Origin of the sequence: Actinomadura verrucosospora (genome assembly GCF_039540335.1) — a bacterium.
In the GTDB taxonomy this organism is placed as follows: Bacteria; Actinomycetota; Actinomycetes; order Streptosporangiales; family Streptosporangiaceae; genus Spirillospora; species Spirillospora verrucosospora.
This window is the reverse complement of record NZ_BAABEV010000054.1, coordinates 18053-33565: the sequence shown is the minus strand read 5'-3', so window position 1 is coordinate 33565 and position 15513 is coordinate 18053. Positions and strand designations below refer to the sequence as shown.

The window sequence follows — 15513 nt, the reverse complement described above, 5'->3', positions numbered from 1 at the left end:
TCCTCGCCCCACCACCCGTTCCGGCTGGAGAACCGGCGCACCCGTCCCGCCGCTACAACTGTCCGGACGGACCTCGGCCACCGCGCGGACTGCGCCTGCGCAGCTCAGGGGGATAGGGAGACGGACGTGCCATGACTCGATCCCCTCATAAAGAGCCTCCATCCGACCCGGGGCGCTTCACAGGCTACGGACGGCGATGATCGTGTCGGTGACGAAGCCTGGTTCATTGCGTGGGTGGGGCGAGTGCGGGGCTGGATTCCAGCGTGGCCGCGGTGAGGACTACCATCGCGGCGGTCCAGCTCAGGGGTGCGACCGACACGGGTTTTCCTGCTGGGTCGACCTTCTCTGGGAGTGCTCCCAGCGGCGTTCGGTGCGCGGCCAGCCACGCGAGCCGGCTGCGGGCCTGGCTGCGGCCGGAGGCGGCCTCAGCCAGGGCGAAGAACGCGGTCTCGGCGGTCCATGCGATGCCATCGCGTTTCCAGGCCGAGCCGGGTTTCATGCCGCCGTTTGCCAGGGTGAGCCTCCCGGCAGCCTCGGCGACGCTGTGGTCGACGGCGGGGTCGCTCGGAGCGAAGGGCGGGGCGAGGAAGGTGACGGCTGTGTCCGCCCCGCCGTCCGGTACGGTCCGAGGGTAGCCGGATCTTCCGAACGTGTTCGTGATCGCGCCGTCGAGACGACGTGCGGCGTCCGACCATTGTGCGGCCTCGGCATGCCGGCCGGTCCTTCTGGCGAGGTCGGTTGCGGCCCGCAAGCCGAGCAGAAGCGGTGCGGCGGTCCCGAGGGTGGTCCGACGCTCGCGTTTCTCCCAGTAGTCCGGCGATGCCGCGGGAAGCCCCTCCTTTTCCAGCGAGTGTGCGGCCGCATCGGCGGAGGTGGCCACGGTGGACCATAGCTCTTGCAGGGTCTGGGCCGCATTCCGCCGATCCGCGTTCGTGGTGAACCACACCCAGACGGCCCAGGGTACCCAGCCGGAGCCATCGATCTGTTCACCCCGGTCGTCCGGTGCCCTTCCGGATCTGTCGGGTAGGTACCGTGCCTGCCAGAATCCCCGGGCAGGGTGGATCCTTTGCAGGAAGTCCAGGATCCGACGGGCTTCGGGGTGATGCCGCGTCACGCTGAGCGCCGCCACGGCGAAGCTCGCGTCACGCGGCCAGACATAGCGCCATCTCGGGTGCAACGCCGCGACCATCGCGCCGTCGTCGCCGGTGAGTAGCCGCAGGTCGAGCAGGGCGCGTTCGACCATCTCGCCGTACGGGGTCGAGGAAGCGGGAACGTAACCCGTCTTCAGCCAGCCGAGTGATTGCTCCGCCTCCTCCGGAGCCGGCACGGCGTACGCGGAGCGCAGATGCGGGTCGTCGGGAACAAAGAAGCTCGTATGCGGGATGTAGCGGCCTCGCGTCCCGGGCGGTATCGCGATTGCCTGCCCGTCCCGGCCGACGGCGATCCCTGTGGCGAACAGTCGTGGCGGGTCCGGTCGCTCGCCGAAGGTCACGGCGACGCCGGTCCCGATCAGAGCCGCGGCGACGAGCGGGTAGAGCGGCTTCATGCGACGGGTCCTGCTCATTGGCGAATTGCGAAAGATCAATGTCCTTCATCCTCGCGAAAGGGAGGGCCCGACTGATCCGGGCTATGTGGGGGTGACGAGGAAGGAAGGCGTGCTTGTTCACCCTTGTATCGCGGGCACGCTTCCGCCGCCCCAAATGCGTGCGCTTTGGTGGACGCACAACAGCGCGGTCGTATGACGAGTGGGCCGGGTCAGTCCTGTGCGGAGGGTTCCTGACTGTGCTCGAACCGCGTGAGGAGCCGCTTGAGCGCTTTCATCTCCGTCGCCAGCGCCCGGCGGCCGTCGGCGGTGATCTCGACCCAGGTGCGCGGCCGGCGGCCCTGGTAGCCCTTGGTACTGGCCACCAGGCCCTCCTTTTCGAGGATCTCGATGTGGCGCCCGAGGTTTCCGTCGGTGAGCTCCAAGGCCGACTTCAGGTAGCCGAAATCGGCGCGCTGTGTCTCCTGCAGGACGGTAAGGATGCCGAGCCTGACCCGCTGATGGACGACATCGTTGAGCGTCGTGGTCGGATGGCCGCCGGTCTCCTCGCCGGTCTCCCCGCTGGCATCGCCGATGGTGTCGCTACTGGATCCGGTCACCGGCGGTTCTCCTTCCACAGCGCGGCTCCGCCTCCGGTGAGAAGGGCCAGGCCGGTCAGCGCGAACACCGCGTGGCCCGAATGGTCGAGATAGCCGAAGTCGTACCCGGTTGAGCCAGTGCGCTCATCAAGTTTGTTGCTGATGACGTAGTGCCCTTCCAGCCAGCCGATGATTCCGAACATCACTGCCCACAGGCCGAGATAGCCGTTGCGCTGCCGGATCGCGATGACTGCGAGGCCGAGCCCGGCCGCCGGGATCGGCGCGACGAACCCCAGCGGCACGAACAGCAGGGCGAGGAGTACTGCGATACCCAGCGGTAGGTAGGACCCGCGTCCCCGGCCGACACCGGTCTGGGCCTCCTGCCGCGAGTACCACAACCAGGTCCCCAGGAATCCGCTCGGCCCGGCCAGCAACCAGTAGGCGTCCCACGCGTCGGGGGCGCTCACCAGGACGGCGCCGATGAGGGTCAGTGCGCCGAAGACCAGCAGCGGTACCGAGGACGCATGCCGGTCGCCGCGCGCCCGGCGCGCAGCCGCTCGGTGTCCTCGACCACTTCCTGAAGTGCCGTCTGCGCCGAGCTCTGTGAATCCCCAGCCATCACGTTACTCCTTAGAGTTATCTGTATTAAAGAGAACTCTATATTGCAGAGTGAATGTCCCGCAAGCAGTCCCGGGGAGACGGACCCACGTGACTTGGCCTGTGACGCACTGGCAGCCGCCGAGCTGCGGCGCTTCAGTACTCAAGGGGCGTGATCTGGAGGGTGTGAGGGTCAGGGGCCGGTATCTGGACCTGTTGGCGGTGTCGCTGGGCCCGCTGGGGTGGCGTTGTATCGGTTGCCGGTGCGTCCGCTGCGGGCGACCTGACCGCGATTCAGGCAGTACGCGGAGAACGAGGAGGCCAACCCGCGCAGCGGCGTCCCGTTCCGGCTCCGCACCCGGGAGGAGTTCGCGCGCTTCTTCGACGGCCTGGAGCTCCTCCCGCCGGGCGTCACCTCGGTCGTCGACTGGCGTCCGGACGTCCCGGCGGAGGGCCGCCCGTCCGTCGAGGACGTCTCCATGTTGTGCGCCCTCGCCAGCGTCCCCTGACCCGCCTCGCTCAGGCGCGCGCCTTGGTCACGGCGGTGACGAGCTCCTCGACGTCCGCGAGCGTGGTGCGGTGGCTGATGACGCAGGCGCGCAGGGCGGCGCGCCCGTCCAGCCGGACGGGGCTGATCCACGCTCGCCCGCTCCCCACGACCGCGCGGGCGAGCGCGTCGTGGCGCTCCCACGTCCTGTCGGCCGGGTCGGCGAAGCACACGACGGGCAGCGGGGTGTCGTTGACGATCTCCCAGCCCGCGGCGGCGAGCCCCTCGCGCAGCGCGTCCGCCAGGTCGGCGTCGCGTTCGAGCTGCTCGGCGTAGCCCGCGCGGCCCGCGACGGCGAGGCTGAGGAACAGCTTGAGCCCCATGAACCGCCGCGACCACTGCTGGCTCGACGTGTAGGGGTCGACGGTGCCGTGGATCTCGTCCGGCATGTAGGACGTGGTGACCCGGAAGGTCTCCGCGAGGCCGCCGGCGTCCGTGCCGAGCAGCGCGCCCGCGCCCATCGGGACGCTCAGCCACTTGTGCGCGTCGAGCGTGATCGAGTCGGCGCGCTCGATGCCGTCCAGCGCGGGCCGCAGCCGGTCCGACAGGGCCGCGGCGCCTCCGTAGGCGGCGTCCACGTGCAGGCGGAGGCCGCGGTCCGCGCAGAGGTCGGCCAGGTCGTGCAGCGGGTCGATCGCCCCGGCGCCGGTGGTGCCGGCGGTCGCGACGACGAGGAACGGCAGGTCGCCGCGCGCGCGGTCGGCGGTGACCAGCTCGGCCAGCCGGGCGGCCTCCATCCGCAGCCCGGGCCCGGTCGGGACGAGGCGCACGGCCTCCCGCCCGATCCCGGTCGCGTGCGCGATCTTCAGCCAGGCCAGGTGGCTCTCGGCCGACGCGTACAGGACCGGGCGGCCGGGGAGCGCCCGCAGCCCCTTCTCGCCGTACTCGGGCCAGGTCCTGGTCAGCGCCAGCAGCACGGCCGTCAGGTTCGCCTCCGCGCCTCCGCTCGTGAACGACCCGGCGACCCGCTCCGGCGGGTAGCCGAGCCGCCCGCCCAGGAACCGCAGCAGGTGCGCCTCCATCTCCGCGGCGGCGGGCGCGTGCGACCACGCGGCCAGCTGCGGGTTGAACGCCGCCGCGAGCGTCTCGCCGACCACGCCCATCAGCGTCGGTGTCGGGTTGAACAGCCCGAAGTACCGGGGATGCGTGGTGTGGACGGTGGTCGCCCGCAGCAGCTCCGCGACCCCGTCGACCGCCTCGCGGGGCGGGACGGGACGGGCGAAGTCGTACGCGCCGATCGCCGCGCGCAGCTCCGCCACGTCCACGGGGGCGCTCACGTCCCGCCCGGCGATCCGTTCGCGCTCGTCCCGCAGCAGGTCGACGACCTGCCGCCACACGCGCTCGGCCGCTTCGGGGGGCGGGTCGAAGGAGGCTCGTCCAGAGGGGAAGTCGTCCATGCGTCCGAGCCTGGCGCGCGCCGCCCCCGGCCCCAAGTGGCAGAAGTGACCATCACCGCTAAATTAGTGACATGCACACACTCGCCGTCGCGGTCACCGAAGGGGTGCCGATCTTCGAGCTGGCGATCCCGTGCGAGGTGTTCGGGTACGAGCGCCCGGGGCTCGCCGACTCCTGGTACGACTTCCGTCTCTGCGCCGCCCCCGGCACCCGCACCGCCGCCGGTTTCGTCCCGCAGACCGGGCACGGTCTCGACGCGCTCGCCGACGCCGACACCGTCGTGATCCCCGCCTGCGCGAGCGTCGTCGACGAGCAGCCGCCGGACCTGGTCGACGCGGTCCGCGCCGCGCACGGCAACGGCGCCCGCATCGTCTCGCTGTGCACGGGCGCGTTCGTCCTCGCCGCCGCGGGGCTCCTGGACGGGCGCCCCGCGACCACCCACTGGATGCACGCGGGCCAGCTGGCCGCCCGCCACCCGAAGGTGCTGGTGGACGCGTCCGTCCTCTACATCGACGACGGCGACGTCCTGACCAGCGCGGGCACCGCCGCCGGGCTCGACCTGTGCCTGCACGTCGTCCGCAACGACCACGGCGCCGCCGTGGCGAGCGCCCTGGCCAAGCGCCTGGTGATGCCCGCGCACCGTCCCGGCGGGCAGGCCCAGTACATCGACGCGGCCGTCCCCCCGGCGGACGCGGACGAGCTGGGCCCGCTCCTCGACTGGGCGCGGGAGCGGCTGCACGAGCCGCTCACCGTCGCCGCCCTGGCGCGCCGCGCCAACGTCACCACCCGCACGCTGATCCGCCGCTTCCACGCCGCGACCGGCACGACCCCCATGGCGTGGCTGCGCGGCATCCGCGTCGACCGCGCGCGCGAACTCCTGGAGACCACGTCCCTCCCGGTCGACCAGATCGCCGAGTGCTGCGGCCTCGGCAGCCCGGCCAACCTCCGCCACCACTTCACCCGGGCGGTGGGCGTCCCGCCGACCGCCTACCGCCGCGCCTTCGCGCCCGTCCCCTGACCCGTCCCGCGCCGGGGCGTCACGGTTCGAGTGCTCCGACGATCGCGATCTCCACCGGGGAGGCGGCCGCCGGACGCTCGACGCGGAGGGGCCCGGCGGGGGACAGCTTGGGCTGCGCCATGAAGCGGGGGTGCTCGCCGAGGTGCGGCTGCCCGGCGTGGACGAGGAAGGGGTGGCACAGGTAGACGTCGCCCGCGCGGCCCGTGGCGAGGGCCGTGGGGCGGTGGGCGCTGGCGGCGTCCGCGCGCCGGGCCAGTTCGCGCGCGTCCAGGCCGTTCTCGCCCTCGGGCGCCAGGACGCGGGCCGTGTCGCGGTGGGAGCCCGGGCGGAGGCGGGTGGGAGCGTCGTCCTCCCCGACGTCGGAGAACAGGAAGAACATCTGCAGGGCCCGGTCCTTCGACGCGATGTTCGCGCGCCAGGTCATGTAGTCGCCGGCGAGGGAGCCGGGGCCGGGGAAGCTGACGTCGACGTGCCAGCCGTCGACGACCGACGCCTCCGGGGAGGGGAAGCGGACGACGAAACCGCCGAGGCTCGTGCGCGGCGCCCAGCGTCCCGGCCCCACCAGGGCGTCGAAGGCGGCGTGCAGGCGCGGGGTGTTGGCGGCGGCGACGAAGGGCGGCTGCGCGTAGTCGGGGCGCGAGGCGATGGTCGGCCACGTGGACGGGTCGCCGGGGTCCGCGTCCAGGTCCCGCCATACGGCCTCGCGGCATTCGTCCGCGAGGGTGCGGGGGAACGCGGCCTCGACGCGGACGAAGCCGTCGGCGACGAAGGCGGCCATCTGCGCGTCGGAGAGCATGAGCCCACGATGGCCGCCTCGGCGGCGTCGCCGCCAACGGTTTATCCGGGATCAGAAGACCGGGGCGCCGTCGCGGACGAGCCTCCAGTTCCCGACGTGGAACGTGGCGGGGTCGATGGTCCCCGCGGCGGACGCGTACTCGACGATCGCCTCGCGGATCGCCACCTGCGCGTTGTAGACGACCGGCGCCGCGGCGACGTGGGGGAAGCCGCCGCCGCCCGACTGGCGGTAGTTGTTGACCGCGACGACGAACTTCTGGTCGTCGGCGACCGGCGCGCCCTCGTAGGCCAGGCCGGTGATGCGCGAGCCCTCCGGCTTGGCGATGTCGACGTCGTAGGTGACGCCGGAGAACTGGTCGTAGTTGTAGTCGGGGCGGTTGTTCGCGTTCGTCCACGAGGCCGGGTCGACCGGGGCGCCGGGGGCGACCTGCTTGAAGTACCGGGCCGAGTACTCCAGGTACGCCTTGATCTGGGAGCCCGTCAGGATGCTCGCCAGCAGCGTGTTGTCGTAGATGTAGAGGCCCGCGATGTCGCGGATGGTGACCTTCCCGGCCGGGAAGGTCGCGGCGCGGCTGAACGGCGCGGCGATCGAGACGACCGGCAGCGACGCGTTCTCGGTGCCCGCGACCGCCTCCCTGACCTTCGCGGTCTGCACCTGGTGGACGTAGTCCAGGATCGCCGTGTCCTTCCAGCACGACTCCGCCGCCGACATCTCCTCGGTGGAGGTGGCGACCTCCTTGTTGACGTAGGCGACCACCGCGTCGTGCTGCTTCTTGACGAGGGTGACGAGCGCCGGGTCCTCCTCGACGGTGTTGCTGTTCACGGTCGTCGCGGACTTGCCGGTGACCGTCCAGCGGCCCCGCTCGTGGACGAGGGTGAGGTCGAAGACCGACAGGCGCTGGCCCCAGCACTTCGGCTCGCTCATCACGACCGTCCGGCCGGTGGCCTTGTTGGTGACGAACCGCTCGGGGATCTCCAGATGCGCGTGCCCGAACAGGATCGCGTCGATGCCCGGGACCTGCTCGGCGACCAGGGCGGCGGCGTTCTCGACGGGCAGGGCGTCGCCGTAGGACGAGGTGCCGCTGTCGCCGGAGTGGGCGCTGACGACGACCACGTCGGCGCCCTTCGCGCGGATGACCGGGACCCAGCGCCGGGCCGTCTCCACGAGGTCCAGGAAGTCGAGCCTGCCGGAGACGTTGGCCTTGTCCCAGATCGCCACGCCCGGGTTGGTGAGGCCGAGCAGCCCGACGCGGATCGGCGGGTGCCCGGGGACCCGCATCGTCTTGATCATGTACGGCCGGTAGGCGGGGCGGCGGGTGCCCGCGTGGACGGCGTTGGCCGCGAGCACCGGCGCGTCCATCTGCTCGATCCACCGGTTCAGGAACGGGATGCCGTAGTTGAACTCGTGGTTCCCGAGGGCCACGGCGTCGTAGCCGACGGCGTTCATCTGCCGCGCCATCGGGTGGGTCGCGCCCGTCCTGGTGATCGGCTCGACGGAGGCGTAGTAGAAGCCGAGCGGGGTGCCCTGGAGGGTGTCGCCCGCGTCGAAGAGCAGGGTGCGCTCGCGGCCGCGGTCGGCGCGGATCCGGTTCACCAGGCTCGACACGCGCGCCAGCCCGACGACGTTGCCGCCGCTGTCGCTGTACTCGGCGTCCTTGTAGTAGTCCCAGTCGACGGCGTGGCTGTGCAGGTCGGACGTGCCCATGACGGTGATCGTCACGGACCGGCCGCCGGCCGCGGCCCGCGCGGAGCCGGGCCATCCGGCCAGGGCCAGCGCGCTCGCGGCGGTGAGACCGCCGAGGACCTGCCGGCGGCTGACGTCCGGCACGCGGCACGAGCACCAGCGGGGCTCGGGGGCCTGGGGACTGTGGCGGTCCGGATTCTGCATGGCGCTCTCGTTCCTTCGGCGGAGGGGACGGCAGAACGATAGAGGCGCAGCTCACGATCGCTTTCGGCGAGATCCTCCGATCCTTGGACGGGTTCGTTGGCAGTCCTTGTGCACGGCGCCTGACCTGGGTCTATCTGATCTTGTGCCTGAGACGTGCGGACACCGCCCCGCGGCGGCCGGTAGCGTCCCACGGGCCAAGATCAACTCGACCGATCGGAGCTGTCCTTGCGGACGCGCGACAGGAAGACGACGGGAACCTGGCGGAGGATCGCCTGCGCGGCGGTGCTGGCCGGCGGGACGGTGCTGGTGGGCGGCGCGGTCGCCGCCCCGGCGGCGCACGCCGGCGAGCCGCCGCCCACCCCGAAGATCATCGGCGGGACGCCGGCCGACCAGGCGTACCCGTTCATGGCCTCCTTGGAGTACGAGCGGAACGGCAACCCCGACTCGCACCGCTGCGGTGGCGGGCTCATCGACAAGGAATGGGTGGTCACCGCCGCCCACTGCGTGACCCAGGCCGGCCAGAACGGGGCGCCCTTCTCGGTGATGGATCCGGGGCTTTTCCATGTCCGGGTCGGATCCAGTGACCGGACGCAGGGCGGCAGCATCGCCAGGCTCAAGGGGATCGTCGTCCACCCCGGCTACCGGTCCCTGGACGATCGTTCCGAGGGCAAGGACATCGCGCTCCTGCACCTCGACACCGCGGTGCCGCAGGCGCCCGTCCGGCAGGCCACGACCATCCCCGCTCCCGGGACGCCCGTCCGGCAGATCGGCTGGGGCTACACCTCCACGAGTGACGGCGATCCGAGCCGACTGCCCGTGCTGCTGCAGCAGCTCGACACGAAGGTGATCTCGCCGACCACCAAGAAGTGCCAGGTGGACGCGAACGGCGACGATTCGTGGGGCTACCGCGACCACGACATCTGCACCGACAATCCCGAGGGCGTCCGCGGTCCCTGCGGCGGCGACTCCGGCTCGCCGCTGCTGATCAAGGTAAAGGGCCGCTGGGTCATCACCGGGGTCGACTCCCGCGGCGTCGGCGACGTCTGCGGCGAGACGCCCGACCTGTACACCAGCGTCGGCCACTACCACCGGTGGATCGCCGGCGTCATCGGCTGATCTCGTCCCGCGCGAACGCCCGGCCGGGCTGTGCCCGGCCGGGCGTTCGGTCGTATCGGGGGTACCTCGTCTGCTGGGACGCGTGTCCGAAACCCGGCCGTCCGCGTGGTGTGGCCTGCGTCACAGTGGCGATCGGGTGTCCCAGTAGCTAACCGCTTGAACGGCTTTGTGGCCTTTAAGTCACTATTGCCGTGTTTAGCGTTTCGTGTTCCTCTATTTAAGGCAATGTCTGATTGCGGACCGCCGCCGCCCGTTTCCGCGCCGCCGTCCGCCCGCCCGCCGTCGAGCCGCCCACCGAATCGCCCAGCCACCGAGCCGCCAGCCATCGAGCCGCCCCACGCCACGCAGCGACAGCGGAGGTCCGGATGCGCAAGGAGACGCTGGAGAGCTTCGTCCTCGGGGACGTCCTCCGGTCACAGGCGCAGGTTCACCGAAGACAGACGTTCCTCAGATTCCGCGACGGGGAGATCAGCTACGGGGAGGTCGACGCCGCCGCCGACCGGCTGGCCCGCGCGTTCTCCACCGCAGGCGTCGCGCGCGGCGACCACGTCGGCGTGATGCTCCCCAACTGCGCCGACTTCGTCCACGTCATCTTCGCGCTGGCGCGGCTCGGCGCCGTCGCCGTGCCGATCAACATCGCCTACCGGGGCGAACTGCTGCGGCACGTCCTGGACGGCTCCGACTCCCGGTGGCTGATCGTCGACGGGCCCTACGCCGAGCGGCTCGTCGAGATCGCCGGCCGCCTGCCCCGGCTGGAACGGGTCGTCGTGCGGGGCGCCGCCGAGGCCGGGGTGCTGCTCGACCGGCTCGGCAAGCCCGCGCGGGACATGTCCGCCCTCCCGGCCGGCGGGTCCGGGCCGGTGGAGGTGAAGGTCGGCTTCGGCGACATGCAGGCGATCATGTACACGTCCGGCACGACCGGGCCGTCCAAGGGCGCCATGGTCCCGCACGCGCTCGCGCTGACCTGCGCCTACGACTCGCTGGACTTCCTGGACCGCTGGGGCAAGACCGTCTACTGCCCGCTGCCGCTCTTCCACGCCGCCGCGCTGTGGGACGGCATGCTCTCGGCCCTGCTCGGCGGCGGCTCCATCGCGATCGTCGAGCGGTTCAGCGCGTCCAGGTTCTGGGACGACGTGCGCCGCTTCGACGCGCAGGTGTGCATGAGCGTGTTCTCGATGATCCCGATCCTGCTGAACCGCCCGCCGACGTCCCGCGACCGCGACCACCGGCTGGAGACGTTCTACATGGGCAAGTCCAACCTGGACGAGCCCCTGCGGGAGCGGTTCGGCGTCCGGTCGGTGGAGACCTACACCAGCACCGAGGCGGGCATCGCGACCGGCAGCCCGTACGGGGAGTGGCGGCTCGGGTCGTGCGGGCAGGCGCACGAGGAGCGGTTCCAGGTGGCGGTCGTGGACGAGTGCGACCGGGAGGTCGGGCCGGGGGAGCCGGGCGAGCTGGTCCTGCGCCCGAAGCAGCCGTTCGTCCTCACCACCGGCTACTACGGCGACTGGGAGGCGACGACCCGCTGCTTCCGCAACATGTGGTTCCACACCGGGGACCGGGTGTGGCGCGACGACGACGGGTATTTCTACTTCCTCGACCGGATGAAGGACGCCATCCGCAGGCGGGGGGAGAACATCTCGGCCTTCGACCTGGAGACCGAGATCAACCGGCATCCGGCGGTGCTGGAGTGCGCCGCGATCGGCGTGCCCTCGGAACTGGAGGACGAGGACATCAAGGTGTCGGTCGTGGTGCAACCGGACACCGGGCTCGCCCCGGAGGAGCTGGTGGCCTACTGCGAGGAGCGGCTGCCGCGCTCGATGGTGCCGCGCTACGTCGAGTTCATCGACGCGCTGCCGCGCACCCCGACCGACAAGGTCGCCAAGTACCGGCTGCGCGCGCAGGGCGACGGCGGGATCACCCCGACCACCTGGGACCGGGAGGCGAGCAACCCGTGAACTGGGACGACACGCCGGAGCAGGCCGCCTTCCGCGAGGAGGTCCGGGCCTTCGTCAGGGAGCGGTTCCCCGCCTCGTACCGTCCGGCGGGGGACGAGGAGCAGAGCCTCGAACCCGAGGACGTCGCCGGCTACAACTGGCCGGTCGACCGGGTCGCCGGCGATCCCGAGCGGCGCGAGGGGGCGCGGGCCTGGGCGGCGGCGCTGGCCGAGCGCGGCTGGATCGCGCCGCACTGGCCGCGGGAGTACGGCGGCGCGGGGCTGTCGGCGCTGGAGGAGTTCGTCCTGCACGAGGAGATGATGCGGGCCCGGGTGCCGACCGTGAACGGCATCGGCGCGTTCCTGCTCGGCCCGACCCTGCTGGTCCACGGCACCGACGAGCAGAAGGCCGCCCACCTGCCGCCGATCGCGGCGGGCGAGGCGACCTGGGCGCAGGGCTTCTCCGAGCCGGAGTCCGGCTCCGACCTGGCCTCGCTGCGCACCCGCGCCGTCCGCGACGGCGACGAGTACGTCGTCGACGGCCAGAAGGTGTGGACGTCCCTCGGCCAGTACGCCGACTGGCTGTTCGTGCTCGTCCGCACCGACCCGTCCGCCGAGCGCCCCCACCGCGGCATCACGTTCCTGCTGGTCGAGGCGGACGCGCCCGGGGTGACGATCCGCCCCATCACCGACATCCGCGGGGCGGCGCCGTTCTGCGAGATCTTCTTCGAGGGCGTCCGGGTGCCGGTCGCGAACCGGGTCGGCGAGGAGAACCGCGGCTGGTACGTGGCGATGTCCGCGCTCGGCTTCGAGCGGGCCGGGATCGGCGCCACCATCAAGTACGAGCACGCCCTCGCCGATCTGGTGGCCTGCCTGAGGTCGCCGGAGGGGCGGCGGCACGCCCGGGGCGGCCCCGCGCTGCGGCAGGAGATCGCGCGCCGGCGGACCGAGATCGCCGTCCTGTACAACCTGGCCCGCTACACCGTGTCGCGGCAGGCGGCGGGCGACGAGCCCGGCTTCGAGGCGTCCGTCAACCAGCTGTTCGGGGCCGAGCTGCACCAGCGGCTCGCGCGGACGGGCGCGCTGGCGTTCGGGCGGTCCGCCGCGCTGTGGGAGCGCGAGGGGGCGCCCCTGGACGCGGTGTTCACCCACATGCGCCGCGACTCGGTCGCGTCCACCTTCCTCGGCGGCACCACCGAGATCCAGCGCAACGTCATCGCCACCCGGGGCCTGAACCTGCCCCGCGGCTGACCACACACGGGAGGAGCGCACGCACATGCTCGACGAGAACGCCTACGAGACGATCGACCTGCGGATCGAGGAGCGGGTCGCCTGGCTGACGCTGAACCGGCCGGACAAGCTCAACGCGCTGACGCCCACCACGATGACGGAGCTGCGCGACATCTTCACCCGCGTGGACGACGACGAGGACGTCTGCGTCGTGGTGCTGCGCGGCGCGGGCGAGCGCGCGTTCTGTGCCGGCATGGACCTGTCCTGGTCGGAGAAGCTGACCCCGCGCGAGCGGATCGAGCAGGGCCGGCTCGGCGAGAAGACGTTCGCGATGATGGAGCGGCTGTCCGTCCCGGTGATCGCCGCCGTGCACGGGTACGCGGTCGGCGGCGGGCTGGAGCTGGCGCTCGCGGCCGACTTCATCATCGCCTCCGACGACGCCAAGATGGGGCTCGTCGAGATCACGCTGTCGGCGCGTCCCCCGTACCGCCCGAAGATGACCGAGGACGGCGACCCCGACCAGCCCGAGTTCGGCGGCTCGGCGCCCGGCTGGGGCGGCGTGAAGCGGCTGCCGGAGCGGATCGGCAAGGCCCGCGCCAAGGAGCTGCTGTTCACCGGCGCCCGCATCGGCGCCGACCGGGCGCTTCGGCTCGGCCTGGTCAACGACGTCTACCCGGCGGCGGAGTTCGACAGGCGGATCGGTGAGCTGGCCGAGCGGATCGCGGCGATGAACCGCTACAACCTGCGGCTCGTCAAGGAACTCGTCACCTACGGCTACGACTGGATCGAGCCCCACCCGAGCTAGGAGGACCCGTGCAGATCTACCGCATCGATCACGTCGCGCAGGTGACCCCCGACCTCGACCAGCAGGTCGCCCTGCTGGAGGGGCTGTTCGGGTTCCGGCGCGTCCGGAGCTGGGACAACCCGGCCGAGGGCGTGCGCGGCGCCCGGCTGGAGATCCCCGGGAGCCGCGGGCAGGCGTGGGAGGTCGTCGCGCCGGCCGGCGACGACTCGTCCCTGCAGACCTGGCTGGACGAGCACAAGGGGCGCCCGGGCCTGCACCACGTCGGGGCGGAGGTGCCCGACCTGGAAGCCGTCCGCGCGGAACTCGAAGTGCGCGGCATCAAGCCGACCGACTGGGCGTGGGGACGCTGGCTGGAGGCGTCGCTGAGCCCGCCCGAGCACGGCACCGGCGTGCTGTGGCGGCTCCGCGGACCCGGCAGCCTCGACATGTGCGGCGACACCGCCGGCCCGGCCGCCGAGCCGCCCGAGCCGCCCGGGCCGTCCGGGCCGGACGGCCCGTCGCTCGGCGTCGTGGCGCTCGACCACATCTGCCAGGCGTTCCACGACCGGGACGTCCTCGCACGCTGGTACCGCGACCTCGCCGGGTTCGTGCAGGTCTGGCGGACGGCGGACGCGGAGCACCCCGACATGGCCGACCTCGTCCTGAACATCCCCGGCTCGACGATCTGCTGGGAAGTGATCATGCCGCGCGGGGAGGACTCGTTCATCGACCGCTTCCTGGAGCGCGGCGGCCCGGGCGCCCACCACGTCACCTTCGAGGTGGCCGACTGGGACGCGGCCCTGGCGGCCTGCGAGCACCACGACGTCCCCACCTTCGACGACGAGGAGGGCGTCACCGACGGCGCCGCCTGGAGGCACACGTTCGTCCACCCGAAGCACACCGGCGGCATCCTCGTCCAGCTGTTCTGGGAGGAGCGGCCGGGCGTGTGGGTCCGCTCGGACAAGGTGCCGCCGCCATGGACCTGAGCCTGACCGAGGACCAGGAGCTGATCGCCGCCACGGCCCGCGAACTCCTGGAGTCCAAGGCCGCCACGGCGGGCGCGCGGGCCCTCGGCGGCGACCCGTCCGGCCACTCGGCGCCGCTCTGGAAGGAGATGGTCGAGCTCGGCTGGACGGGCCTGGCCTTCCCCGAGGAGCACGGCGGCGTGGGCGGCGACTTCCTGGACGTCTGCCTGCTGTTCGAGCAACTGGGGTACGCGCAGGTCCCGAGCCCGCTGCTGGCCTCGGTCGCGTGCTGCGGCATGCCGGTCGCGCGGTTCGGGACGTCCGCCCAGAAGGAGCGCTGGCTGAACGCCATCTCGGTCGGCCAGATCGTGACCGCCGCACCGCTCCCGTGGGACCGCCCAGGCGAAGGCCCGATCGCGTCGCGCTCCGACTCCGGGTACGTCCTGGACGGCACGGCCACGTTCGTGCCGTTCGCCGCATCCGCCGAGCACATCCTGGTGGTGGCGCGACTGGACGGCGAACCGCGCGCCTTCTGGGTGGACACCGCGGACGTCACCCTGAAACCGCTCGGAACGATCGGTCACGACCGTCCCTGCCACGCCGAGCTGGAGGCCCTCTGGGTCCCCGGCGAAGCCGCCCTGGGCGCGGACGCGGCCACCGCGATCTCGCTGTTCGGCGCAGCCGCCACCTGCGCGGAGATGGTGGGCGCGGCCCAACGCGTCCTCGACATGACGGTCCAGTACGCCACGGAACGGGAGCAGTTCGGCCGCGCGGTCGGGTCGTTCCAGGCCGTCCAGCACCACTGCGCGAACATGGCCATCGACGTCCTGGGCTCCCGCTTCACCGCCTACGAGGCCATCTGGCTTCTCTCCGTGAACCGAGAAGCCGCACAGCAGGTGGCGATGGCCAAGGCCTGGGTGAGCGAGGCCTACGAACGCGTGTGCGCCCTGGGCCACCAGGTCCACGGCGCCATCGGCTTCACCCAGGAACACGACCTCCACCTGTTCTCCGAACACGCACTGGCCACGTCCCTGGCCTTCGGCGACGCCGACCTTCACCTGAACAACCTGGCCGACGCCCTCGACCTACCCTGACGCCGACGCCCGGCCGGACCCCGGCCG

14 protein-coding genes and 1 pseudogene are annotated in these 15513 nt (G+C 72.0%); 8 read left to right on the top strand and 7 right to left on the bottom strand.

Features of this window, described 5'->3' with window-relative positions; translation table 11 throughout:
* Positions 1 to 223: 223 nt before the first annotated feature.
* The 4 genes from ABD944_RS36980 to ABD944_RS36965 all read right to left on the bottom strand — a co-directional run bounded on the left by ABD944_RS36980 (position 224) and on the right by ABD944_RS36965 (position 2740).
* A complete protein-coding gene (locus tag ABD944_RS36980; RefSeq protein ID WP_345185119.1) occupies positions 224 to 1546 on the bottom strand; it encodes a glycoside hydrolase family 15 protein in 1323 nt (440 codons plus the stop codon).
* Between the two features lie 209 nt (positions 1547 to 1755).
* Positions 1756 to 2142: a winged helix-turn-helix domain-containing protein gene (locus ABD944_RS36975; RefSeq protein ID WP_345185116.1), complete on the bottom strand. Its 387-nt coding sequence runs from the start codon at positions 2140 to 2142 to the stop codon at positions 1756 to 1758.
* A complete protein-coding gene (locus ABD944_RS36970) occupies positions 2139 to 2588 on the bottom strand; it encodes a hypothetical protein (protein ID WP_345185114.1) in 450 nt (149 codons plus the stop codon). The genes ABD944_RS36975 and ABD944_RS36970 overlap by 4 nt, the downstream gene beginning before the upstream one ends.
* 20 nt (positions 2589 to 2608) lie before the next feature.
* Positions 2609 to 2740 carry a hypothetical protein gene (locus ABD944_RS36965; RefSeq protein WP_345185112.1) on the bottom strand — a complete coding sequence of 44 codons (132 nt, stop codon included), beginning with the start codon at positions 2738 to 2740 and terminating at the stop codon, positions 2609 to 2611.
* A gap of 298 nt (positions 2741 to 3038) precedes the next feature.
* On the opposite strand from ABD944_RS36965, the pseudogene ABD944_RS36960 reads away from it, so the two are divergent.
* A pseudogene (locus tag ABD944_RS36960) lies at positions 3039 to 3227 on the top strand (SAM-dependent methyltransferase); the annotation flags it as partial.
* A gap of 10 nt (positions 3228 to 3237) precedes the next feature.
* Here ABD944_RS36960 and ABD944_RS36955 read toward each other — a convergent pair.
* Positions 3238 to 4662: a pyridoxal phosphate-dependent decarboxylase family protein gene (locus ABD944_RS36955; RefSeq protein ID WP_345185110.1), complete on the bottom strand. Its 1425-nt coding sequence runs from the start codon at positions 4660 to 4662 to the stop codon at positions 3238 to 3240.
* A gap of 71 nt (positions 4663 to 4733) precedes the next feature.
* On the opposite strand from ABD944_RS36955, the gene ABD944_RS36950 reads away from it, so the two are divergent.
* A complete protein-coding gene (locus tag ABD944_RS36950) occupies positions 4734 to 5678 on the top strand; it encodes a helix-turn-helix domain-containing protein (RefSeq protein ID WP_345185108.1) in 945 nt (314 codons plus the stop codon).
* 19 nt (positions 5679 to 5697) lie between these two features.
* Here the strand turns inward: ABD944_RS36950 and ABD944_RS36945 are convergent, their stop codons facing one another.
* Complete coding sequence (locus tag ABD944_RS36945) at positions 5698 to 6474, bottom strand: phytanoyl-CoA dioxygenase family protein (protein WP_345185106.1); 777 nt, start codon at positions 6472 to 6474, stop codon at positions 5698 to 5700.
* 51 nt (positions 6475 to 6525) lie between these two features.
* Positions 6526 to 8361, bottom strand: a complete 1836-nt coding sequence (locus tag ABD944_RS36940; RefSeq protein WP_345185103.1) for a bifunctional metallophosphatase/5'-nucleotidase — start codon at positions 8359 to 8361, stop codon at positions 6526 to 6528.
* Between the two features lie 225 nt (positions 8362 to 8586).
* Between ABD944_RS36940 and ABD944_RS36935 the strand changes: the two genes are divergently transcribed.
* The 6 genes from ABD944_RS36935 (at position 8587) to ABD944_RS36910 (ending at position 15486) form a co-directional block, all read left to right on the top strand.
* Positions 8587 to 9477, top strand: a complete 891-nt coding sequence (locus ABD944_RS36935) for a S1 family peptidase (RefSeq protein WP_345185101.1) — start codon at positions 8587 to 8589, stop codon at positions 9475 to 9477.
* A gap of 365 nt (positions 9478 to 9842) precedes the next feature.
* Positions 9843 to 11435 carry an AMP-binding protein gene (locus tag ABD944_RS36930; RefSeq protein WP_345185098.1) on the top strand — a complete coding sequence of 531 codons (1593 nt, stop codon included), beginning with the start codon at positions 9843 to 9845 and terminating at the stop codon, positions 11433 to 11435.
* Entirely contained in the window at positions 11432 to 12664 is a 1233-nt protein-coding gene (locus tag ABD944_RS36925; RefSeq protein WP_345185096.1) for an acyl-CoA dehydrogenase family protein, read from the top strand. Before ABD944_RS36930 ends, ABD944_RS36925 begins: the two co-directional genes overlap by 4 nt.
* A 25-nt stretch (positions 12665 to 12689) precedes the next feature.
* Entirely contained in the window at positions 12690 to 13448 is a 759-nt protein-coding gene (locus ABD944_RS36920; RefSeq protein ID WP_345185093.1) for an enoyl-CoA hydratase/isomerase family protein, read from the top strand.
* An 8-nt stretch (positions 13449 to 13456) separates the two neighbouring features.
* On the top strand, positions 13457 to 14413 hold the full coding sequence (locus ABD944_RS36915; protein WP_345185091.1) for a VOC family protein: 957 nt from the start codon (positions 13457 to 13459) through the stop codon (positions 14411 to 14413).
* On the top strand, positions 14404 to 15486 hold the full coding sequence (locus ABD944_RS36910; protein ID WP_345185087.1) for an acyl-CoA dehydrogenase family protein: 1083 nt from the start codon (positions 14404 to 14406) through the stop codon (positions 15484 to 15486). The genes ABD944_RS36915 and ABD944_RS36910 overlap by 10 nt, the downstream gene beginning before the upstream one ends.
* Positions 15487 to 15513: the final 27 nt, after the last annotated feature.

Bases quoted from the DNA above. Each gene is read 5' to 3' on its own strand.
- ABD944_RS36920 (WP_345185093.1), top strand. From the start codon at position 12,690: ATGCTCGACGAGAACGCCTACGAGACGATCGACCTGCGGATCGAGGAG.
- ABD944_RS36965 (WP_345185112.1), bottom strand. From the start codon at position 2,740: ATGGCTGGGGATTCACAGAGCTCGGCGCAGACGGCACTTCAGGAAGTG.
- ABD944_RS36980 (WP_345185119.1), bottom strand. From the start codon at position 1,546: ATGAAGCCGCTCTACCCGCTCGTCGCCGCGGCTCTGATCGGGACCGGC.
- ABD944_RS36940 (WP_345185103.1), bottom strand. From the start codon at position 8,361: ATGCAGAATCCGGACCGCCACAGTCCCCAGGCCCCCGAGCCCCGCTGG.
- ABD944_RS36950 (WP_345185108.1), top strand. From the start codon at position 4,734: ATGCACACACTCGCCGTCGCGGTCACCGAAGGGGTGCCGATCTTCGAG.
- ABD944_RS36910 (WP_345185087.1), top strand. From the start codon at position 14,404: ATGGACCTGAGCCTGACCGAGGACCAGGAGCTGATCGCCGCCACGGCC.
- ABD944_RS36955 (WP_345185110.1), bottom strand. From the start codon at position 4,662: ATGGACGACTTCCCCTCTGGACGAGCCTCCTTCGACCCGCCCCCCGAA.
- ABD944_RS36945 (WP_345185106.1), bottom strand. From the start codon at position 6,474: ATGCTCTCCGACGCGCAGATGGCCGCCTTCGTCGCCGACGGCTTCGTC.
- ABD944_RS36930 (WP_345185098.1), top strand. From the start codon at position 9,843: ATGCGCAAGGAGACGCTGGAGAGCTTCGTCCTCGGGGACGTCCTCCGG.